Consider the following 20150-nt stretch of genomic DNA (forward strand, 5'->3'; position numbering starts at 1 on the left):
CCGCTCTGCGGCACGACGGCGCGGCAGCACCGGGCGGGTACGGCGGCCGGCCCGCTCAGGCGTTGGGCCGCTTGCCGTGGTTCGCGCCCTTCTTCTTGCGGGCGCGTCGCTTGTTGCCTCGCTTCGACATGGTACACATCTCTCTTTTCGGGGTTTATCGGGCGCTCGCCAGTCTAGATTCGGGCCGTGGCCGCCGCATCAGCGTCGCCCACGGCGCTGATCTGCGCCTCCCGCGTCAGGCGCACCGACGCCGACGGCGCGCAGCCGCGTGGGCGGTGCCGAGGATGCGCCGGTAGCGGTGGCGCAGCCGGGCACCGGAGCCGACCTCGACGCGGAGGTATCGTCCAGGCCGCACTCCCGGGTCGTTGCTATGGGCCGACGAGGTACGTGATGTCGCTCACGACGTACGCGCCATAGCGGAACGCCGCCCCGAGCGCCTCCAGCCTCGCGTACTGCTCTGCGGACAGATACAGGTACTCAGGGGACAACGAGGCGCTCTTCGTGGGCAGGACCTGCAGCAGCAGCCGGAAGGCGAGATCGGGAGTGCAGTGGCGGACGCACTCGGCGAGCGCTGCTGCGATGCCAGGTACCGCGACGGCCTGTTCCAGCCCGGCTGCGGCGAATGAGATCTCCGTCGCCACGGTTTCGCGAAGTTCTCCCTCCGATACCACCGGCCGCACCTTGTCCAGGACTCGCACCTCGACGGGATCCCGTTCCCGCGGACGCGTCGAGCGCGCGTCCTCAAGGCGCCACAGCCAGGCACGCATGTCCGTGCCGTCCTCGACCGGGTCGAAGCAGCGTCGCACGCCGGCCAACCACAGGGCGTGGATGTCCTCGGCAAGCAGTGGAGAGTTCATCAGCAGCTGCACATCCGTGCCGAGCTGGTCGTCCTCCTCTTCAGCGGCCGCGTGCTGGGCAAGGGCGAGCACAGTGGGTTCGTCGAGGCGAAGCATCGAACGGGAGCACACCTTCTCGGTCAGTCCGCTGAGACCGAAGTCGTCCACGTGGTCCACGTAGTACACCTCGCGGCGCAACTTCTGCGTACCGGCGTCCTTGCAGTCCCACAGCCGCGCGTCGGTGCTCTTGGCGAACGAACTCAGGTCCAGGCACTTGCCTGTGGACAAGCTCTTCAGGGGTGAGGTGGCGCGAACGTCGCCCTTCCACGACTGCCCCTTGGACTTGTAGCAGTCCGAGATCTGGATCTTCGTACCGTTCGCCGACGCGTTCCCCGCCACATCCAGGCACTTCTGCGAGCCGACGTTGCGGAGGTGGAGGTCGTCCTCACTGCCCTCGAGCGTCCACTGCTGCGCCGCACCGCCGTTGCAGGTGTAGATCTGGACCGGCGTGCCGTTGGTCGTACCGCCGCCCTGAACGTCCAGGCAGCTGCCCCTCGCGCCCGGCACCTCGATCGTCACGTGGCTGTCGCCGATCCAGCCCACACCGCCGGGGGACCAGTAGTCCTGCCAGCGGGTGTAGTAGTCCGCGAGCCACGACTGGCCGACGATCTGCCCCAGGGTGAATGTGCCGTCCTGCAACGCCTTCGTGGCGTCCTTGCCGGCGGCGAGGATCTGCTGCCGCTGCGCGGCCTGCGAGGCGATCTCCTGCTGCCACTCGGCGGACGCCTGCGCCACCTCTTTGCCGAGCACCCGGTTCGGGTCGATCGGGTCGTGCCACGCACACGACGCGAAACGGGTTTTCAGATCCTCGACCGCGACGCGGAACTCCGGCGTGCCCGGGGCCGGTGCCGTACGCGGGAAGCCGCCCGAGGCGAGGAAGATCCGGGCGTCATCGGCGAACACCCTGGGAACGAAGAACTCGTTGGGCTCGACCTTCCCGGAGTTCTTCTTCCACAGCGCCCACGCCTCCTGTTCTTTCGGCGTCCCTCCGGTGGTGTACAGCGGGTCGCCGATCGCGAGCGCGGCGGCCTTCGTCTTGTCGTCAGCGGTGGGCGACGGGTCCCAGAACGGGTTGAGAACCCCCTCCTCCGGATTGGAGTACGACTGCCACAGCCACGGCAGCAGACCGATCCGGTCGTAGATCTTGTTCGCGTCGCGCGGTTCGCCGGGGTAGGACTCCAGGCCGCTTGTGGCACTCGACCACGCGTACCCCTGCTTCTGGACCTTGTCGACCCACTGGTCCTTGCTGTCACTGTCCGCTCTGTAGGCCTGATGCAGCGGGGTCTTGTCGTTGAAGATGTCCCGTTCGAGCTTCTCGTGGAGCTGATCGGGCGGCAGCGCGATGGCCTCCTGCGCAAGGGCGAACATGCTGGGTCCGCCCCTGCGCATGGCTTCGCCGGCCAGGCACTGGTCCTCACGCAGCCGTTCGGCTGCCTTGGCGTCGTAGCCTTCGTACGAGTCGCCGGCCGGGGCCATGCGCGGTTCGGCGTCCCGGCCGAGCAGGCTGGGCTGGACGGCCAGGCCACCGAGGACGGCCAAGGCTGTGACGGACGTGACGGCAGAGGCGAGGGTCGCGGATATTCGGGATCTGGGGTTGAACAACCCCGGTCCAAGTCGCAAAGGATCGTCCTTCGTAGCGAGCGAGGGCAGGCGGGGGCGACCGCCCAAGGGGGCGGTGATGACAAGCCGGGTCAGCCCGCTGTCCCGGCGCGGGGACAGCGGGTGCAGTCAGCGGCGACCAACGCGGCGTTGTCAGCGAGCCGGTATCGCGGCATGACGATCCATCCCTCCCCGTGGCGGCACTGTTCCCCCGGCCGCCTACTGATGTGTGCGTGTCTGGCGGATTGGTCAAGATCCACCACACGCGGGATCACCATAGACATAGGCCAACTGGCCGGTACAAGAGGAAATTTCGGCGCCGGTAGCCCGATGGCGCGAACACGTGTGCGGGCAATACGCCGATATCGCGCCCCTGCGCCCCGTGTTCACCGTCGGGACGACCCGTGTGTTTGCTGTGAAGATCTACGGGCAGGGTGGTGCCTGTTGGCCGGAAATCAACCTGACAACACCCGGTGTGATGCGTGCCACAGGTGGCATCTGCCGCGGCACACGCCTCGGCGGGGCGAAGCCGTCGCCCCGCGCGCGGTGCCCGCCTCGCCCGCCGGCTCACGCTGCAGCAGCTCGACACCTGGCAGGTGCCCCACAGCAGCGAGGCGTCCGACACGGCCACCCCGCCCAGTCATGGACACCCGGCTGAGGCAGTGCGAGCCGTCAGGCCGAACTGCGCCTGCGCGATGCCGTCTTCTTCGGCGTGGGCTTGGGCTCCGTCTTGGACGCTGTCTTCTTGGTGGTCTTCGCCGTGGACTTGGCCGTCGCCGTCTTCTTGGCGGTCTTCGCGGTGGACTTCGCCGCCGTCTTCTTCGCCGCCTGCGACGTCGACTTCCGCGCGCCGGACGGCTTGGGCTCGCGTCTGCCCTTGATCGGCGTGACCTCGGCGCCCGCGCCCTCCCCGCCGCGCGCCTCCCGCGCCGCGCGCACGCTGTTCTCCAGGGCCGCCATCAGGTCGATGACCTTGCCGCCGACGCGCTCGGCGGACGGCTCCGCCTCGGGCGCCGTGGCCCCGCCCTCCATCTTCGCGGCGATCATGGCCTCGACCGCCTCGCGGTAGTCGTCGTGCAGGGTCTCGATGTCGACCTCTCCGAGCGTGTCCATCAGGGCGTCGGCCAGGTCGAGTTCGGCCTCCCGTACGGTCACGTCCTCCTGCGGCGCCGCGCTCTCGGGGGCGCGGATCTCGTCGGGCCACAGGAGGCCGTGCATGGTGATGACGTCGTCGACGACGCGCAGCATGCCGAGCCGTTCCCGGCCGCGCAGCGCGAACTTGGCGATGGCGACCTTGTCGCTGCGCTTGAGCGCCTCGCGCAGCAGCGTGTACGGCTTGGCGGCGGGCACGCCGTTGGCCGACAGGTAGTAGGCCGCGTCCATCTGCAGCGGATCGATCTCGGAGGACGGCACGAAGGCGACGATCTCGATCGTCTTCGCCGTGGGCAGCGGCAGGGAGGCGAGGTCCTCGTCCGTGATCGGGATCATGGACCCGTCGGCGTCCTCGTACGCCTTGCCGATCTCGGCGTTCGTCACCTCCTTCTCCTCCAGCTCGCACACCTTGCGGTAACGGATCCGGCCGCCGTCGGCCTCGTGGATCTGCCGGAAGGACACCGAGTGGTTCTCGGTCGCGTTGACGAGCTTGATCGGGATGCTGACCAGCCCGAAGGAGATCGCACCGTTCCAGATGGATCGCACGTTTCATCCCTTCCATCCGGGATTCGTGGGATTCTCATCGTATGACGCCGATCACGGAGGTGGATGGGCGGCGGCTGGCGCTCAGCAATCTGGAGAAGGTCATCCACCCCGCCACCGGGACGACCAAGGGCGAGATCCTGCACTACTACGCCGTCACGGCCGAGGCGATACTCCCCCACCTCAAGGACCGCCCGGTCTCGTTCCTGCGGTATCCGGACGGCCCCGACGGCCAGGTGTTCTTCACCAAGAACCCGCCGCCGGGCACGCCCGACTGGGTGCGCACCGCCCCCGTCCCCCGGTCGGACGACCCCGGCGCGCGCCAGGTGGTCGTGGACGATCTCGCGTCGCTGGTGTGGGCGGGCAACCTCGTCGTCGAGTTCCACACGCCGCAGTGGCGGGCCGACCGGCCGGCCGTCGCCGACCGCATGGTCTTCGACCTCGACCCCGGTGCCCCCGCCGGCATGGCCGAGTGCTGCGAGGTGGCGCTGTGGCTGCGCGAGAGGCTGGCGGCGGACGGACTCGACGCGTACGCCAAGACGTCGGGATCCAAGGGCCTGCACCTGCTCGTGCCGCTCGTGCCGGCGCCGTCCGAGAAGGTGTCGGCTTACGCGAAGGAGCTGGCCAGGGAGGGCGAGGCCGCGCTGCCGAAGCTGGTGCTGCACCGGATGGCGCGCGCCCTGCGGCCCGGCAAGGTGTTCGTCGACCACAGTCAGAACGCCGCCGCCAAGACCACCGCCACGCCCTACACGCTGCGCGCCCGCGCCGAGCCGACGGTCTCGGCGCCGGTGACGTGGGAGGAGGTGGAGGCGCGGCAGGGTCTCGTGTTCCGCCTCGGCGACATCGCGGCGCGGCTCGACCGGTACGGGGAACTGCTCGATCCGCTCACCGACACGGACAGCGCCGGGCAGCTGCCGTGAGCGTGCCGAGGCCGCCGCTGAAGGTGGCGGCGGCGGAGTCGGTGACCGTGCTGCCGCGCGAGGCGGGCCTGGCGTACGAGCCCAAGTTCGACGGTCACCGGATGGTGGTCTTCCGGGTGGACGGGGAGGTACTGCTGCAGGCCCGTTCGGGGCGGATCGTCACGGCCGCGTTCCCCGATCTCGCCGAGGCGGCGGGGCGGCTGCCGGACGGCACGGTGCTCGACGGCGAGGTGGTCGTGTGGCGGGACGGACGTACGGACTTCGCCGCCGTGCAGAAGCGGGCCGCGGCCACCGCGGGGCGGGCGCCGAGGCTCGCGCGCAGCCTGCCCGCGTCGTACGCCGCCTTCGACGTGCTGGCCGAGAGCGGCGAGGACCTGCGGCGGCTCTCGTACGCGAAGCGGCGGGAGCGGCTGGTCGCCCTGGTGGGCCCGCTCGGGCCGCCGCTCCAGCCGGTGCCGATGACGCTGGACGTGACGGAGGCGGAGACGTGGTTCCGGACGCTGCCCACGATCGGCGTCGAAGGGCTGGTGGTCAAGCGGCTCGACCAGACCTACCGCAGTGGCGCGCGGGCCTGGCGGAAGCTGCGGCACACGAGCAGCCGGGACGCGGTGGTGGTGGGCTTCACGGGCGGGGCGGCACGTCCGGCGTCGCTGGTGCTGGTGCTGCCGGACGACGACACACCGGTCGTGTCGAGCCCCCTGTCGCCGGCGCTGCGGTCCCAGGCGGGAGTGGCGCTGGCCGGGCGGGTGGGCGCCGATACGGGGACGGCGGTCGCGGTGGGAGTGGGCGACGTCGGCTACCGGACCGTCGAGCCGGGTCTGACGGCGGAGGTGGAGCAGCGCACGACACGGCACACGGTCACGACGGTGGTGCGGCTGCGGCTTCCCGAGGAAGTGGATTAATCAAGTTTGACTAGCTGTACGACAGGGCAGTACCTTCAGGACGGACCACGTAGTCAAGTTTGAACAGATGAGGAGACAGAGTGACGCGACTGCCCGACACCGGATACACCCCGACCGCCGAGGAGCTGGCGAGCATCCAGGAGTGGTTCGCCACCTACGACGAGGCGAGCGCCAAGCGCGACGTCGAGCGGATGGCGGACATGGCCGTCTTCCCGCTCAACCTGGTCAGCGACGACTCCGCGGGCAACGGCGCCTCGGCACAGTGGGACCGGCAGCAGTTCGTCCGGACGATGACGCACGTGATGGGCGACGGCAGCGACGACATCACCTTCGAGTCGGTACGGACGCCGGTCTTCCTCTCCCCCGCCATGGCCGTGGTCTTCACGGACTCGACCATGACCATGGACGGTCACACGCAGCAACTGCGGTACGCGGACGTCCTGATCCGGCAGGACGGCCGGTGGGCGTTCCAGACGATGATGCAGGGTGGCTGGGGCGACAACCTGCGCTGACGAGGGGCCGGGGGCGCACCGCTCAGCCGGCCAGCCAGGTGCGGCGGTCACGTGCCGCCGCGTACAGCGCCTCGACGTCGGCCGGTTTCAGGACGCCGCCGAGCCGGGCCAGTGCGGGCACCTCGTCGTCCCGCAGGACGCGGACGTCCTGCGGGACGGACCGCGTCTCCAGCCGCACGGCGCCCACCACCGCCAGGACCGGCCGCACCGCCGTGGCCAGCGCGTGGGCGGCGCGCTCGGGCCGGCGGCGCAGCGCCCCCGCGTACCTGTCCGCCGGTCCGCTGCCGACGCGCACCACGGGGCCGAGGACGCGGACCGGGACGCGCCGCGCCGCGAGATCCTGCACCGCGAGCACCCCGCCGGGGCCGACGGCGAGGTGGTCGATGCGGTCCGCGCCCGGTAGCGGTACGCAGTGCACGGTCCGCCATCCCGCGGACTCCAGCCGGTCCAGCGCCTCGCCCAGCCGCTGCTGCGCCGCGAGGTCGGCCCGGCGCGGGTCCCGCCGCAGCCGGGACAGGGCCGGCGCGGGCCGCAGGTCCAGCTCGGCGTGCAGGGCCTCGCCGGGGCGGTTGGGCGCCAGGTCGTCGTCGGGGTGCAGGGCGAGCCGGGCGAGGTCCGCCGGAGAGGGGACGGGCGGCGGGCCGACGGTGACGTCACCGGTGACATAAGGGGCGAGGGCCGCGAGCACGGGCTCCCTGTACTGCTCCAGAACCACACTGATCCGGCCGTTGTCGGGGTCGTACCAGGCGACCGTACGGCCGTCCGGAAGATTCACGTACAGCCTGTTACGGCCCCCTGGCCGCGTGGGCGTGACCCGCAGTCCCCGCATGACACCACCACCCCTGACCATGGGAGCAGCCATGGCGGCCGGGGGCAACATCCCGGCGTCCGGCGAGCGGCGTGATACAGGTCGCGTCGTCGGGGTCGTGGGGCACACTCTCCCCAGACACACGGACGGACGCAGCGTTCCGGGGGAGGGGGCAATGGTGTTCGCGGGGATCGAAGAGGTCGACTGGGCCTCTCTGGCGCACGCCTACGGCCCGGCAGACGACGTGCCGGAGTTACTGCGCGGACTGGCCTCCGCGGATCCCGAGGAGCGCGAGCACGCGCTCGACGCGATGTACGGGTCCGTGCACCACCAGGGAGACGTCTACGACTCGACGCTCGCGTGCATCCCGTTCCTGATGGAGCTGGTGGCCGACCCCACGGTCGAGGACCGGGGCGGCATCCTGGAGCTGCTGACCAGCATCGGCGGCATCGACCTGGACGGCGACGACGAACTGGACCCCGAGGACGAGGACTTCGAGGGGGCGGCCAACTACGCGATGGCGGCGTCGGCGGTCACGGCGGGCGCCGACGTGTTCCTGGCGCTGGCCGGCGACCGCGACCGCGGGGTGCGGCTCGCGGCGCCGCTCGCGCTGGCGACGCTGCACAGCGACCCGGTGCGGGTGCTGGAGCTGCTGCGGGAGAGGTTCGACCGGGAGACGGACAACGAGGTACGGCTGGCCTGCATCGACGCGGTGGGCCGGATAGCGATGCGGCACCAGTGCCTGACGCCCGACGTCGTGGCCTGGCTGATGACGATCGGCGGCCCGGACTACTGCGCGGGCCTGCGGCTGGGCGCGATCGCGCAGCTCGCCCGCTGCGCGCCGGCGGCGCTGCCCGCCGACGTGGTGCCGTGGGTGACCGGCCTGCTGCGCGAACTGCGGGCGGAGCCCGTCGTGGTGGCCGCGGCGGCCGACACGACCGCGCCGCCGGTGCTGGGGCAGCCGCGCGAGATACGGGCGGCGGCCGCCGCGGGCCGGGTCGCGCCGTGGACCGCGGACCTGCTGCGGACGCTCCACGCCGGTCTCGGCGACCGGGTGGACGACCGGATCGCGCTGCTGGCGGACCAGTTGTGCAGCCCCGACCGGGGGCAGCGCATCGACGCCGTACGGATGAGCGAGGTGCTGCTGCGGACCCTGCGCGGCGCGTACGACGAACTGGTGGGACTGATCGGCGAGCAGCTCGCCGATCCCGAGCCGCGGCTCCGGGACGCGGCGGCCTATGTGCTCAAGGACCTGTTCCAGCTGGCGGAGCCGGCGGCGGACGCGTTGCTGGAGCGGGTGGCGGCCGAGCCGCACGGCTGGGTGCGCGAGTGGGACGCCGGGCCGCCGACGCTCGGTTCGGCGGTCATGGCGCTGGTGCGGGCGGGCGACGCGCGGATCGTGCCCGTCCTGGCGCGGATCCTGGAGCGGGGGGAGGCGCCGGGGGACCTGGGGCGTTCGCTGGACCGGCTCGGGGCGGCGGCGGCGCCGCTCGGACCGGCGCTGTGCGACCGGCTCGCCCGCCTGGCGCTCGACGACACCCTCCCCGAACAGGCCGGGCCGCTGCTGCACGGGCTGTCCGTGCTCCGGGCGGCCGACACGCTGCCCGAGGCGGTGCCCGCCGTGCTGCGGGTGCTGCGGGAGGCTCCCGTGAACCGGCGGGAGTGGGTGGTCGAGTCGGCGCTGCGGGCGCTGACCGCCTTCGGGCCCGCCGCGCGCGAGGCCGCGCCCGAGCTGCGTCGGCTGGTGGCCGGGCCGCGCCGGGTGCGGACCGGCGACGCGGGGCTGCCCGCGGCGCTGGCCGCGCGGGCCGCCGGTGCGCTGTGGGCGGTGGAGGGTGACGCGGACGCGGTGCTGCCGGTGCTGTGCGCGGTGCTGAACGGGCCCGACCCGGGCGCCCGGCGCACGGCCGCAGCCGTGGTCGGGACGCTGGGTCCGGCCGGGGCGCCCGCCGCCCGTCTGCTCGGCGCCCTGCTGTGGTCGGCGGAGCCGTGGACCCGGGTCGAGTCGGCCGCGGCGCTGTGGCGGGTGACCGGGGACCCGAGCCGGGCCTGGCCGGTGCTGCGCCGGGCCTGGGGCGAACTGCCGCACGCCCGGGTGCGGGTGGCGGCGGCCCTCGCCGAGATGACGACGCGGGGGGCCGAGGGCGCGGACCGGCTGGTCGACCGCGAACTGCTGACCGTACGGCGGCACAACGCGATCGACGCGGGCGCGGGCGGCCATGACATCTTCACCGACGAGAGGCTGCTGAGCCTGTGCCGGCAGGCGGTCACGCGCGGGCCGTGACCGCCCGGGCCCGGCCGCCCGCTGACGCCGTGGCCCGGCCGCGCCCGTCGTGGCGCGTGCGCGATCCTGGACCATGACGGAGGGAATCAAAAGATGATCATTTTCGGCACCAAGGGCTACCTGTACCAGCTGGCCGTCCTCACGCTGGTCTGCGGCCACTGCGGCAACCCGTCGGCGCACACGCTCCGCAAGCGGGTCACGAAGTTCACGCTGTTCTTCGTGCCGCTGTTCCCCATCTCGACGAAATTCGCGACGCAGTGCACGTTCTGCGGCGCGGAGCAGCGGCTGACGGCCCCGCAGGCGGAGCAGCTCCAGTTCCAGGCCGCGTCCGCCCCGCCCAGTGCACAACGGGTACGTCCGGGCGAGTAAGAGACGGTACGTCCAGGGAGTGAAAGCGACGTCGTGCGACGCCCCCTGACATAAGGGACAAATGCTCTTACTGATTGCTACGTTGCGTTACGTTGCGTGGCATGACCGCACCGACGGCGGTGTCGCCCCCGCCCGCGCCACGCCCCGCCAAGCGGCGGGGCGTGGAACTGTCGCTGCTCATCTGCGCCGTCCTGGTCTCCGTCTACGGCTACGCCGCCGTCGGCCTCGCCCGGCAGGGGGCCGTGCCCCCCGACACACTGCGCTACGGGGCCGGGCTCGGGCTCCTCGCCCTGCTCGCCCACCTCGCCGTCCGCCTGCGCGCCCCCTACGCCGACCCGCTGCTCCTGCCCATCGCCGTCCTGCTCAACGGCATCGGGCTCGTGCTGATCTACCGGCTCGACCTGGAGACCCCCGGCGAGGCAGCCGCGCCCACCCAGCTCGTGTGGTCCGCTCTCGGCGTCGCACTGTTCATCGCCTCCGTCGTCGTCCTGCACGACCACCGGGTGCTGCAGCGCTACGCGTACGTCAGCGTCGTCGCCGCCCTCGCGCTGCTCTGTGCGCCGATCCTCTTCCCCGCCGTCAACGGGGCCCGCATCTGGATCCGGGTCGCCGGACTGTCCATCCAGCCGGGCGAGTTCGCCAAGGTGCTGCTCGCCGTGTTCTTCGCCGCGTACCTCGCGGCCAACCGCGGCGCGCTCGCCCGCTCGGGCCGGTGGTTCTCCGGACTCCAGCTGCCGGCGGGGCGCGTCCTCGGGCCGGTGCTCACGATCTGGCTGCTGAGCGTGGGCGTGCTGGTCCTGGAACGGGACCTCGGCACCTCGCTGCTGTTCTTCGGACTGTTCGTCGTCATGCTCTACGTGGCCACCGGCCGGATCGGCTGGATCGCCGTCGGCCTGCTGCTCGCCGCGGCCGGCGCGTACGCCGTCGGCTCGCTCGAACCGCACGTCCACAGCCGCGTCCAGGACTGGCTCGACCCGTACGCGAGCATCGAGGCCGGACAGGGGCCGGGCCAGCTCGCCCAGTCGCTGTTCGCCTTCGCCACCGGCGGCATGCTCGGCACCGGCCTCGGGCTCGGCCACTCCGTGCTCATCGGCTTCGCCGCCAAGTCCGACTTCATCCTCGCCACCGCGGGCGAGGAGCTCGGCCTCGTCGGCCTGACCGCGCTCTTCCTGCTGTACGCGCTGCTCGTCGCCCGCGGCTACGGCGCGGCGCTCGCGCTGCGCGACGCGTTCGGCGGGCTGCTCGCCGTCGGGCTGTCCTCGATCATCGCGCTCCAGGTGTTCGTCATCGCGGGCGGCGTCACGGGCCTCATCCCGCTCACCGGCATGGCGATGCCCTTCCTGGCCCAGGGCGGCTCCTCCGTCGTCACCAACTGGGTGATCGTCGCCCTGCTCGTCCGCCTGAGCGACTCGGCCAGGGGGCCCGGGCCCGACGCCGCTGAGCCGGAAGCCGTCGCCGCAGTGCCGGCGGTCGGCCCGTGACCCGGTACGTGCGGCACGCGGCCGCGTTCTGCGTGCTCCTGCTGGCCGCGCTCCTCCTCAACGCGGCCCGCGTGCACGTCGTCGAGGCGCCCGCCCTCGTCGACAGCCCCGCCAACCGGCGCACCGCCATCGCCCGTTACGCCGAACCACGCGGCGACATCGTCGTCGACGGCAGGCCGGTCACCGGCTCCCGCGACACGGGCGGCCGGCTGCGGTACGAACGGACCTACCACCACGGACCGCTGTTCGCCCCCGTCACGGGCTACGCCTCACAGCTGTACGGCACCTCCCTGCTGGAGAACATCGAGGACGGCATCCTCGCGGGCACCGACCCGCTGCTCTCCCCGCTGCCGTTCTGGAACGACCTCAGCCGCGCCCGCCCGCCCGGCGGCAGGGTCGTCACCACGATCAGGGCAGCGGTGCAGCGGGCCGCGTACGAGGGGCTGGACGGCCGGCGCGGCGCCGTCGCCGCGGTCGAACCGGCAACGGGCCGCATCCTGGCCCTGGTCAGCAGCCCCTCGTACGACCCCGGCGAACTGGCGGGCTCCGGCGAGGACACGGCGGACGCCTGGGTGCGGCTGAACGGCCTCCGCACCCGGCCGATGCTCAACCGGGCAATCCGCCAGACGTACCCGCCGGGATCCGCCTTCAAGATCGTGACGGCCGCGGCGGCGCTGGACTCGGGCGTCGTCGACGACGTGGACGCGCCGACCCGCACCCCCCGGCCGTACCTCCTGCCCGGTACCAGCACCAGGCTGCCCGATGCTGCCGAGGACTGTGAGAACGCCTCGCTCGCGTATGCGATCCAGTGGTCGTGCAACTCCGTGATGGCCGGGCTCGGCGCGCGCGTCGGGCTCTCCGGAATGGTCCAGGCCGCCACCGGGTTCGGCTTCAACGACGCGGGGCTGCGCATCCCGGCGGCGGTCTCGCGGTCGAACTTCGACACCGACATGTCCCTGGACCAGCTCGCGCTCTCCTCGATCGGCCAGTTCAACACGACCGCCACGCCACTGCAGATGGCCATGGTCTCGGCGGCCGTCGCCGGCGGCGGCCCCGTCCGGTACCCGTACCTGGTGGAGCGGGTGACCCGGGCGGACGGCGATCCGGTCACGCAGTACGGCCCCCGGCCGTACCGGCAGGCCATGAACCCGGCGACGGCGATGCAGCTGCGCCGGCTGATGGTGCGGGCCGTCGAGGAGGGCACCGGGGCCAATGCGGCGATCAAGGGGGCGATCGTGGGCGGCAAGACGGGCACGGCCCAGCACGGCGTCGGCAACGCCGGCACCCCGTACGCCTGGTTCATCTCCTGGGCGCAGGCCCGGAACGCGCCGCAGCCCGGGGTCGCGGTGGCGGTGGTCGTGGAGGACGCGGCGGCGGACCGGGAGGAGATCAGTGGCGGGGGCAGCGCGGCGCCGATCGCCCGCGCGGTGATGGTGGCGGCGCTGCGAGACTGACGGCATGGACGTGGCGCGGGCTCTGGAGACCATCGGGCGGCTCGATCCCGGTCTGAGCGCCTTCGTCGAGGTGTGGGGCGACCGGGCGCGGGGTCTGGCTGGTGCGGTGGATCCTCGACTGCCGCTCGCGGGGCTGCCGTTCGCGGTGAAGGGGAGATCCGGTATCGGGTCGTACGCGGCTCGCCGGCTGATCGCGGCGGGGGCGGTTCCGGTGGGGTCGACGTCGGTGCCCGGCCCCGGCACGTACTGGCAGACCTGGGGCCTCGGCACGCACGGCCCCACCCGGAACCCCTGGCGCGCGGACCGCACCCCGGGCGGCTCGTCGGCCGGTTCGGCGGTGGCGGTGGCGGCGGGGATGGCGGCGCTGGCGACCGGCAGCGACGGGGCCGGCTCGGTGCGCATCCCGGCGGCGTGGTGCGGGGTGTTCGGCCTGAAGACGACCAACGGGCTGCTGCCGTCGCCGGACCGTACGGGGCTGGCGTCGGCCGGGGTGCTCGCGCCGACGGCCGAGGAGGCGCGCCCGTATGTGCGGTGCGTGCTCGACGGCGACGAGGACACGGTCGTGGAGGTGCCGCTGCGGGCGGTGTGGTCGCCGGACCTCGGGTTCGCGGACGTGGACCGTGAGGTGCTTGCCGTCGCGCGGGCGGCGCTGGAGCGGCTCATGTCGGCCGGTGTCGTACGGCTGCAGGCCCGAAACGCGTCCCTGCTGGACCCGGTGGAGGCGTGGACGGCGGTGCGGGCCGGGCGGGCGGCGGAGGGCGCGGAGGTGCGGGAGGAGAACGACCGGCGGCTCGACGCGCTGTTCGCCGGGGCGGACGTCCTCATCACCCCGGCGACCCCCAACCGCCCGCACGGCCACGACGGCCCCGGCCGCGATGTCTACTCCACGGCCCTGACGTGGGTCTTCAACCTGAGCGGCCACCCCGCGGCCAGCCTCCCGGCGGGCTTCACGAGCGACGGCTGCCCCGTCGGACTCCAACTGGTGGCGCCGCGCGGGTCGGACGTCTCACTGCTCGAAATGTCGGTTGCGGCGGAAAGGCATCTGATTACTGTGCGGCCATGACCGCATACGAACTCGCGCAGGTGAACACAGCCCGGCTCAAACACCCTCTGGACTCGGCCGAGTTGAAGGACTTCGTCGACAACCTGGACCCCGTGAACGCGGTCGCCGACGCGGCCGACGGTTTCGTGTGGCGCCTGCAGGACGAGACGGGCAACGCCACGGACATGCGGGTGTTCGGCGACGACACGATGATGGTGAACATGTCGGTGTGGCGGGACACGAACGCGCTGACGGCGTTCATGTACCAGGGGATGCACCGCGAACTGCTGGCGCGCCGCTACGAGTTCTTCGAGCGGGTCAAGGAGGTCATGACCACGATGTGGTGGGTCCCGGCAGGCCACCGCCCGACGGTCCGCGAGGCGGAGGAACGCCTGCTCCATGTGCGGGAGCACGGTCCGACGCAGTACGCGTTCACGCTGCGGACACCGTTCCCGCCGCCGGGGGCGGGGGCAGCGTGATCAACTGCGCCGGTTGACCGCCGTGAGGTCGATCTCGATCGGGAAGGGTCGCTGGACCTTGAGCCGATTGTGGTGGATGTCCTCCAGCGCATAGACCCGGGTCGCGGGATCGAGCTCGTAGACGTAAACGACCGGCAGGCCGTTGTCCTCCTCGACACGCCAGAAGTGCGGGACGCCGGCCTGGGCGTACTTGCGGGGCTTGACCTCTCTGTCGCGCTCGACGGAGTCGGCGGAGACGACTTCGACGGCGAGGACGACGTCCTCGGGCTCGAACCAGGTCTGCCGCGGGCCGGTGTCCGCGTCCACCGGAACCACGAGAACGTCGGGCTCGGGCCGGTTCTTGCGGTCCATCCTCATGGTCATCTCACCGATGGCCTCAAGATGCTCCGGCGCCTGGTCCGTCAGCGCGTGCACCAGGAAGTGAATGGTGCGCGAATGGAACCGGGTCTGCGGACTCATCAAAACAAGACTCCCGTCGATCAGCTCCGTGTGCGGAGGAAGATTCGGAAGCTTGTCGAGGTCGTCCGCCGTCCAGCCTTCGGCCGGCGGACGAGGCCATTCGAAGTTCTCGTCCAGCCCGTACTCGCGTGCGGCGCTCATGATTGCTCCCATGCGACGGAGTCTGCCTGGCAGATCCAGCGTACCCAGCAGAGATGCCGCATCGACCCATCGAAAGAGTGATCGACGATCTCGTGTTGACGGGCCCGCCCCTCAGCCGTCGGAGACCTGCGCGCCCTCCGCGATCGCGTCCGTCACCTCGGACACGCGCGCCTGCTCCTCCGCGGCGAACCGTTCCCGGTCGAGCTGTTCGGCCACCTCCTCGTCCTGGGTCATCAGCAGGTCGAGGCTCGCGTCGCCCATCTCGAAGACGCCCATGTCCAGATACGCCTTCTGGAGCCGTTCGCCCCACAGTCCGATGTCCTTGACGCACGGCACGATCCGGCTGAACAGCAGCTTGCGGAAGAGATGGAGGAACTCGGACTGCTCCGAGTACTCCTCCGCCTCCTTGCGCGAGATGCCGAAGTTCTCCAGGACCTCGACACCGCGCAGGCGGTCGCGCATCAGGTAGCAGCCCTCGATCACGAACTCCTCGCGTTCGCGCAGTTCGGCGTCGGAGAGCTGCTGGTAGTAGTCGCGCAGGGCCATCCGCCCGAAGGCCACGTGGCGGGCCTCGTCCTGCATCACGTACGCCAGGATCTGCTTCGGCAGCGGCTTGGTCGTCGTGTCGCGGATCATGCCGAAGGCGGCCAGCGCCAGGCCCTCGATGAGGACCTGCATGCCGAGGTAGGGCATGTCCCAGCGGGAGTCGCGCAGCGTGTCGCCGAGCAGGCCCTGCAGGTTGTCGTTGATCGGGTAGAGCATGCCGATCTTCTCGTGCAGGAAGCGCCCGTAGATCTCGGCGTGCCGGGCCTCGTCCATGGTCTGGGTCGCCGAGTAGAACTTGGCGTCGAGGTCGGGGACGGACTCGACGATCCGCGCGGCGCAGATCATGGCGCCCTGCTCACCGTGGAGGAACTGGCTGAACTGCCAGGCCGTGTAGTGCCTGCGCAGCTCCCCCTTGTCCTTCTCGGTCATCTTCGCCCAGTGCCGGGTGCCGTACAGGGTCAGCGCCTCGTCGGGTGTGCCGAGCGCGTCGTACGGGTCCACCTCCAGGTCCCAGTCGATGCGCTTGGCGCCGTCCCACTGCTTGTCCTTGCCCTTCTGGTACAGAGCCAGCAGCCGGTCGCGGCCGTCGTCGTACTCCCAGCTGAAGCGCGCCGAGCCGGAGGCGGGGACCTGCCAGAGCGGGTTCTGGGGGGCGTGCGTGTAGTGCTCGTACGTCGACACTGGCGGCTCCTTCGCCTCGTATCCCGTTGCGTACTCACCGATGTGCAAGGACAGTTGGCAGGCTCACACGGTAGTAGACGGGCAGTCAACAAGTCGTGCGCAAGGGATTGACGAGCTTGCTGACGGGCAGTCTCATAACGGGTGACGACCGGTAACCCACGCGCGAGGTGTCCTCAGCCATGACAACCGTGACCGACCGCGAGGTGCAGGTGCTCCGTGACGCCCTGGGCCCGCTGCGGGACCGCGAGCAGGTGGCCGCCCGCCTGCTCGAGTCCTCCGCCAAGCACTCCTTCGACCCCGACAAGGAGCTCGACTGGGAGGCGCCGATCGAGGACGGCAAGTGGTTCTGGCCACCGGAGCTCGTGTCGCTCTACGACACGCCGCTGTGGCACCGGATGTCCGAGGAACGGCGGAGGGACCTGGCCCGCCACGAGGCGGCGTCGCTGGCCTCGCTCGGGATCTGGTTCGAGATCATCCTGATGCAGCTGCTGGTCCGCCACATCTACGACAAGTCCCTGACCAGCAACCACGTCCGCTACGCCCTCACGGAGATCGCGGACGAGTGCCGGCACTCGATGATGTTCGCGAGGATGATCAAGAAGGGCGGCGCGCCGGCCTACCCGGTGCCGCGGGTCTACCACAACCTCGCGCGCGTCCTGAAGACCGTCTCGACCACGCCCGGGTCCTTCGCGGCCACGCTGCTCGGCGAGGAGATCCTCGACTGGATGCAGCGTCTCACGTTCCCGGACGAGCGGGTGCAGACCCTGGTGCGCGGAGTCACCCGTATCCACGTGGTGGAGGAGGCCCGCCATGTCCGGTACGCCCGCGAGGAGTTGCGCCGCCAGATGGTGACCGCGCCGCGCTGGGAGCAGGAGTTCACCCGTCTCAGCTGCGGCGAGGCCGCCCGCGTCTTCAGCGTCTGCTTCATCAACCCGAAGGTGTACGAGAACGTGGGGCTCGACCGGCGCGAGGCCGTCGCCCAGGTGCGCGCGAGCGGCCACCGGCGCGAGGTCATGCAGTCCGGGGCCCGGCGGCTCACCGACTTCCTGGACGACATCGGCGTACTGCGCGGAGCGGGCCGCCGGCTGTGGAAGAGCTCCGGGCTTCTCGCGTAGCACGACGGGGGCTGCGGTTACGCTGCGAAGCATGACCAGTCCTGCTCCCGCGGCCCGCGCGTACCGACGGCTCAGCGTCGAGGAGCGCCGCGCGCAGCTGCTCGCGGCGGCGCTCTCCCTCTTCGCGCACCAGCCGCCGGAGGAGATCTCGCTCGACGACGTGGCGGAGGCCGCCGGTGTCTCCCGGCCCCTCGTCTACCGCTACTTCCCGGGCGGCAAGCAGCAGCTGTACGAGGCGGCGCTGCGCTCGGCCGCCGACCGGCTGGAGGACTGCTTCGCCGAGCCGGCCGCCGGGCCGCCGACCGCCCGGCTGGCCCGGGTTCTGGACCGCTTCCTGCTCTTCGTCGACGAGCACGACACCGGGTTCAGCGCGCTGCTGCGCGGCGGGAGCGTCGTCGAGACCTCGCGCACGACGTCGATCGTCGACGAGGTGCGGCGGTCCGCGGCGGAGCAGATCCTGCTGCACCTCGGCGCCGAGGGGGCGGGGCCCCGGATGCGGATGATGGTGCGCACCTGGATCGCGGCCGCCGAGGCGGCGTCGCTGATCTGGATCGACGAGGGCAAGCAGCCGCCGGCCGAGGAGATGCGGGACTGGCTGATCGACCATCTGATCGCCCTGCTGGTGGCCACGGCGGCGACCGACGAGGAGACGGCGGGAGCGGTCGCGGACCTGGTGGCCCAGGAGACGTCGGCCGGCGCGGTCGGCACGCTGGCCCGCCGCCTGGTACCGGTCGTCGGCGGGGCGTCGCACCTGCTGTGACACTGGAGGCGTGAGAAGCGAGAACACCCCCTTCGTCGGCGGCCCGATGGACGGACGCGCCCTGCCGGTGCTGGTGGGCCCCACGGGGCATCCGCCGAAGTGGTACACGATCCCAGTGCCTCAGGACGACGGCAGCCCGCCCACGGTCCACGCCTACCGCCGTGTCCCGGCCGGCTACACGAAGCGGCTGGGCCTGCAGCGCGGCTGGAAGTACGAGTACGCCCCCGAGGGCGTGGAGCGCCGTGAGCTGAGGTGGCCCTGGTCGAAGCCGAAGGGCACGCCGTAGATTCACGGGGCCGTGTCGCCGGGACCGTCGGTCGGGGCGGGCGGCGTCCATGGTGGCGCTCGTACGGCCTCGGCGCGCCGCCTCGCGCGCGTTCCGGGGCCGCTGCCGGCGACGCTTCCGGTACGAGACCGGCAGAGGGAGCAGCTCGCCGGGGCTGGGACAGCCCGCTGCCGGGGGGCGGTGCGGATCCTGGGGGCCGCGCCGGCCGACATCCTGTCCCGGCTGCACGCCACGGCGAGGACGCCGCCGCCCCGGGGGCGTGCCGGCATCCCCGCCGCTCCTGCCCGACGGTGCAACGGCAGGAACGGACGGGACGACGGCGACGACCGGGGGCACTGGGACCCGCTGAGGCGGCCCGCCGGCCACGGCGGAGTGACCACCGGAGCGGGGCGGGGTGCGGGTTCGCTCGGCGGAGCCGGGGCACGTACCGCCTCGCGAACCGATGCTCCGCCGACGCTGGAACCGGCGCCGTCAGGCGCCCTGCGCGACCTCCGCCAGGTAGGTGCCCGCCTTCTCGGGGTCGTAGAAGAAGTTCTCGAAGTCGGCCGGGTCGTTGAACCCGTTGGCGAACCGGTTAGCGACGGGCTGGAGCTGGCCGGCCGCGCCGATCAGGTTCAGTACGTGCTCCGGCGGGACGCCGAGCATCGCGTTGGTCCACTTGGTGACGTGCTGTGCGGTCTCCCAGTACCGGTCGAACGTCGCCTGCATCCACGCCTCGTCGAACGGCTTGTCGCCGTGCTCGGTGATCGAGGCCAGGTAGGAGGCCGCGCACTTGGACGCCGAGTTGGAACCCTGGCCCGTGATCGGGTCGTTGGCCACCACGACGTCCGCGACGCCGAGGACCAGGCCGCCGCCGGGGAGGCGGCCGATGGGATTGCGCACGGTGGGCGCGTAGCGGCCGGCCAGCGTGCCGGCCGCGTCCGTCAGCTCGACCTTCGTGGCCCGCGCGTACTCCCAGGGCGTGTACTTCTCCATCAGCTCCAGCGTCAACGCCAGGTGCTCGGAGGGGTCCTTGACGCCCTGGAAGACGTCGAGCGGTCCGCCGGGGATGCCCTCCCAGAACAGGATGTCGGCGCGTCCCGAGACGGTGAGGGTCGGCATCACGAACAGCTCGCCGACCCCGGGCACCAGGTTGCAGCGCACCGCGTCGTAGTCGGGGTGCTCGGGGCGCGGGCCGAGGCCGTGGACGTAGGCGACGGCGAGCGCGCGCTGCGGCTCCGCGTACGGGGAACGGGAGGCGTCCCGGCCGAACATGGAGACCAGCTCGCCCTTGCCGGCCGACACCAGGACCAGGTCGTAGGTGCGGGAGAAGTAGTCCAGGTCGGACACGGCCGCACCGTGGATGACCAGCTGTCCGCCGCGCTGGGCGAACGTCTCCATCCAGCCCGCCATCTTGACGCGCTGGTCGACGGACTGGGCGTAGCCGTCGAGCCTGCCGACCCAGTCGACGGCGCGGCTCGCGTCGGGCGCGGCGACCGAGACGCCGAGGCCCTCGATCTTCGGGGCCTGCGTCTCCCAGAAGTTGATGCCCAGGTCCCGCTCGTGCTGGAGGGCGGTGTGGAACATGCACTGCGTGGACATGACCCGGCCGGACCGGATCTCGTCCGCCGTGCGGTTGGACATCAGGGTGACCTCGTAGCCCTGGGACTGGAGGCCGAGTGCGAGCTGCAGACCGGACTGGCCGGCGCCGACGATGAGTATCTTCCGCATGAGGGGGTGCT

At 71.7% G+C, this 20150-nt stretch carries 19 protein-coding genes; 12 read left to right on the forward strand and 7 right to left on the reverse strand.

The features are described from left to right. Positions 1-55: 55 nt before the first annotated feature. The 3 genes from ACLB9X_RS15905 to ACLB9X_RS15915 form a co-directional block, all read right to left on the reverse strand. Positions 56-130: a 50S ribosomal protein bL37 gene (locus ACLB9X_RS15905; protein WP_373297613.1), complete on the reverse strand. Its 75-nt coding sequence runs from the start codon at positions 128-130 to the stop codon at positions 56-58. Positions 131-368: 238 nt separating this feature from the next. Further along, a complete protein-coding gene (locus ACLB9X_RS15910; protein ID WP_410361005.1) occupies positions 369-2435 on the reverse strand; it encodes an RICIN domain-containing protein in 2067 nt (688 codons plus the stop codon). 732 nt (positions 2436-3167) lie between these two features. Further along, positions 3168-4193: a Ku protein gene (locus ACLB9X_RS15915; protein ID WP_410361006.1), complete on the reverse strand. Its 1026-nt coding sequence runs from the start codon at positions 4191-4193 to the stop codon at positions 3168-3170. A gap of 41 nt (positions 4194-4234) precedes the next feature. Here ACLB9X_RS15915 and ligD point away from each other — a divergent pair, with 41 nt between their 5' ends. The 3 genes from ligD (at position 4235) to ACLB9X_RS15930 (ending at position 6524) form a co-directional block, all read left to right on the forward strand. Beyond that, the gene (gene ligD, locus ACLB9X_RS15920) at positions 4235-5110 is read left to right on the forward strand and encodes a non-homologous end-joining DNA ligase (protein ID WP_410361007.1); all 876 of its coding nucleotides are present in this window, start codon (positions 4235-4237) and stop codon (positions 5108-5110) included. Then, entirely contained in the window at positions 5107-6012 is a 906-nt protein-coding gene (locus ACLB9X_RS15925; protein ID WP_410361008.1) for an ATP-dependent DNA ligase, read from the forward strand. Before ligD ends, ACLB9X_RS15925 begins: the two co-directional genes overlap by 4 nt. Positions 6013-6092: 80 nt before the next feature. Next, positions 6093-6524 (forward strand): DUF4440 domain-containing protein, encoded by a 432-nt coding sequence (locus tag ACLB9X_RS15930; RefSeq protein WP_410361009.1) that lies wholly within the window; start codon positions 6093-6095, stop codon positions 6522-6524. Positions 6525-6546: 22 nt separating this feature from the next. On the opposite strand, the gene ACLB9X_RS15935 is transcribed toward ACLB9X_RS15930, so the two are convergent. Then, the gene (locus ACLB9X_RS15935; protein ID WP_410361010.1) at positions 6547-7353 is read right to left on the reverse strand and encodes an NERD domain-containing protein; all 807 of its coding nucleotides are present in this window, start codon (positions 7351-7353) and stop codon (positions 6547-6549) included. 157 nt (positions 7354-7510) lie between these two features. On the opposite strand from ACLB9X_RS15935, the gene ACLB9X_RS15940 reads away from it, so the two are divergent. The 6 genes from ACLB9X_RS15940 (at position 7511) to ACLB9X_RS15965 (ending at position 14441) form a co-directional block, all read left to right on the forward strand. Further along, a complete protein-coding gene (locus ACLB9X_RS15940) occupies positions 7511-9616 on the forward strand; it encodes a PBS lyase (RefSeq protein ID WP_410361189.1) in 2106 nt (701 codons plus the stop codon). 93 nt (positions 9617-9709) lie between these two features. Next, positions 9710-9985, forward strand: coding sequence for a zinc-ribbon domain-containing protein (locus tag ACLB9X_RS15945; protein ID WP_410361011.1), 276 nt, complete (start codon positions 9710-9712; stop codon positions 9983-9985). A gap of 101 nt (positions 9986-10086) precedes the next feature. Continuing rightward, positions 10087-11466, forward strand: coding sequence for an FtsW/RodA/SpoVE family cell cycle protein (locus ACLB9X_RS15950; RefSeq protein WP_410361012.1), 1380 nt, complete (start codon positions 10087-10089; stop codon positions 11464-11466). Next, complete coding sequence (locus tag ACLB9X_RS15955) at positions 11463-12920, forward strand: penicillin-binding transpeptidase domain-containing protein (RefSeq protein ID WP_410361013.1); 1458 nt, start codon at positions 11463-11465, stop codon at positions 12918-12920. The genes ACLB9X_RS15950 and ACLB9X_RS15955 overlap by 4 nt, the downstream gene beginning before the upstream one ends. Positions 12921-12924: 4 nt before the next feature. Further along, the gene (locus ACLB9X_RS15960; RefSeq protein WP_410361014.1) at positions 12925-13983 is read left to right on the forward strand and encodes an amidase family protein; all 1059 of its coding nucleotides are present in this window, start codon (positions 12925-12927) and stop codon (positions 13981-13983) included. Beyond that, positions 13980-14441 carry a DUF3291 domain-containing protein gene (locus ACLB9X_RS15965; RefSeq protein WP_410361015.1) on the forward strand — a complete coding sequence of 154 codons (462 nt, stop codon included), beginning with the start codon at positions 13980-13982 and terminating at the stop codon, positions 14439-14441. Before ACLB9X_RS15960 ends, ACLB9X_RS15965 begins: the two co-directional genes overlap by 4 nt. Here the strand turns inward: ACLB9X_RS15965 and ACLB9X_RS15970 are convergent, their stop codons facing one another. Together ACLB9X_RS15970 and ACLB9X_RS15975 are read right to left on the reverse strand one after the other, a co-directional pair. Next, positions 14442-15041, reverse strand: coding sequence for a Uma2 family endonuclease (locus tag ACLB9X_RS15970; RefSeq protein ID WP_410361016.1), 600 nt, complete (start codon positions 15039-15041; stop codon positions 14442-14444). 111 nt (positions 15042-15152) lie between these two features. Further along, positions 15153-16268 (reverse strand): ferritin-like domain-containing protein, encoded by a 1116-nt coding sequence (locus ACLB9X_RS15975; RefSeq protein WP_410361017.1) that lies wholly within the window; start codon positions 16266-16268, stop codon positions 15153-15155. 179 nt (positions 16269-16447) lie between these two features. Here ACLB9X_RS15975 and ACLB9X_RS15980 point away from each other — a divergent pair, with 179 nt between their 5' ends. Genes ACLB9X_RS15980 through ACLB9X_RS15990 form a run of 3 tightly spaced genes read left to right on the forward strand, consistent with a single transcriptional unit; the run spans position 16448 to position 18429 of the window. Then, on the forward strand, positions 16448-17383 hold the full coding sequence (locus ACLB9X_RS15980) for an AurF N-oxygenase family protein (protein ID WP_410361018.1): 936 nt from the start codon (positions 16448-16450) through the stop codon (positions 17381-17383). A gap of 31 nt (positions 17384-17414) precedes the next feature. Beyond that, complete coding sequence (locus ACLB9X_RS15985; protein ID WP_410361019.1) at positions 17415-18143, forward strand: TetR/AcrR family transcriptional regulator; 729 nt, start codon at positions 17415-17417, stop codon at positions 18141-18143. A 10-nt stretch (positions 18144-18153) separates the two neighbouring features. Further along, a complete protein-coding gene (locus ACLB9X_RS15990) occupies positions 18154-18429 on the forward strand; it encodes a hypothetical protein (protein WP_410361020.1) in 276 nt (91 codons plus the stop codon). 471 nt (positions 18430-18900) lie between these two features. Here the strand turns inward: ACLB9X_RS15990 and ACLB9X_RS15995 are convergent, their stop codons facing one another. Further along, the gene (locus ACLB9X_RS15995) at positions 18901-20139 is read right to left on the reverse strand and encodes a styrene monooxygenase/indole monooxygenase family protein (RefSeq protein ID WP_410361021.1); all 1239 of its coding nucleotides are present in this window, start codon (positions 20137-20139) and stop codon (positions 18901-18903) included. Positions 20140-20150: the final 11 nt, after the last annotated feature.

Source organism: Streptomyces sp. 5K101 (genome assembly GCF_046506645.1).
In the GTDB taxonomy this organism is placed as follows: domain Bacteria; phylum Actinomycetota; class Actinomycetes; order Streptomycetales; family Streptomycetaceae; genus Streptomyces.

Bases quoted from the DNA above. Each gene is read 5' to 3' on its own strand.
- ligD (WP_410361007.1), top strand. From the start codon at position 4,235: ATGACGCCGATCACGGAGGTGGATGGGCGGCGGCTGGCGCTCAGCAAT.
- ACLB9X_RS15950 (WP_410361012.1), top strand. From the start codon at position 10,087: ATGACCGCACCGACGGCGGTGTCGCCCCCGCCCGCGCCACGCCCCGCC.
- ACLB9X_RS15935 (WP_410361010.1), bottom strand. From the start codon at position 7,353: ATGCGGGGACTGCGGGTCACGCCCACGCGGCCAGGGGGCCGTAACAGG.
- ACLB9X_RS15970 (WP_410361016.1), bottom strand. From the start codon at position 15,041: ATGAGCGCCGCACGCGAGTACGGGCTGGACGAGAACTTCGAATGGCCT.
- ACLB9X_RS15965 (WP_410361015.1), top strand. From the start codon at position 13,980: ATGACCGCATACGAACTCGCGCAGGTGAACACAGCCCGGCTCAAACAC.
- ACLB9X_RS15980 (WP_410361018.1), top strand. From the start codon at position 16,448: ATGACAACCGTGACCGACCGCGAGGTGCAGGTGCTCCGTGACGCCCTG.
- ACLB9X_RS15985 (WP_410361019.1), top strand. From the start codon at position 17,415: ATGACCAGTCCTGCTCCCGCGGCCCGCGCGTACCGACGGCTCAGCGTC.
- ACLB9X_RS15960 (WP_410361014.1), top strand. From the start codon at position 12,925: ATGGACGTGGCGCGGGCTCTGGAGACCATCGGGCGGCTCGATCCCGGT.
- ACLB9X_RS15995 (WP_410361021.1), bottom strand. From the start codon at position 20,139: ATGCGGAAGATACTCATCGTCGGCGCCGGCCAGTCCGGTCTGCAGCTC.
- ACLB9X_RS15945 (WP_410361011.1), top strand. From the start codon at position 9,710: ATGATCATTTTCGGCACCAAGGGCTACCTGTACCAGCTGGCCGTCCTC.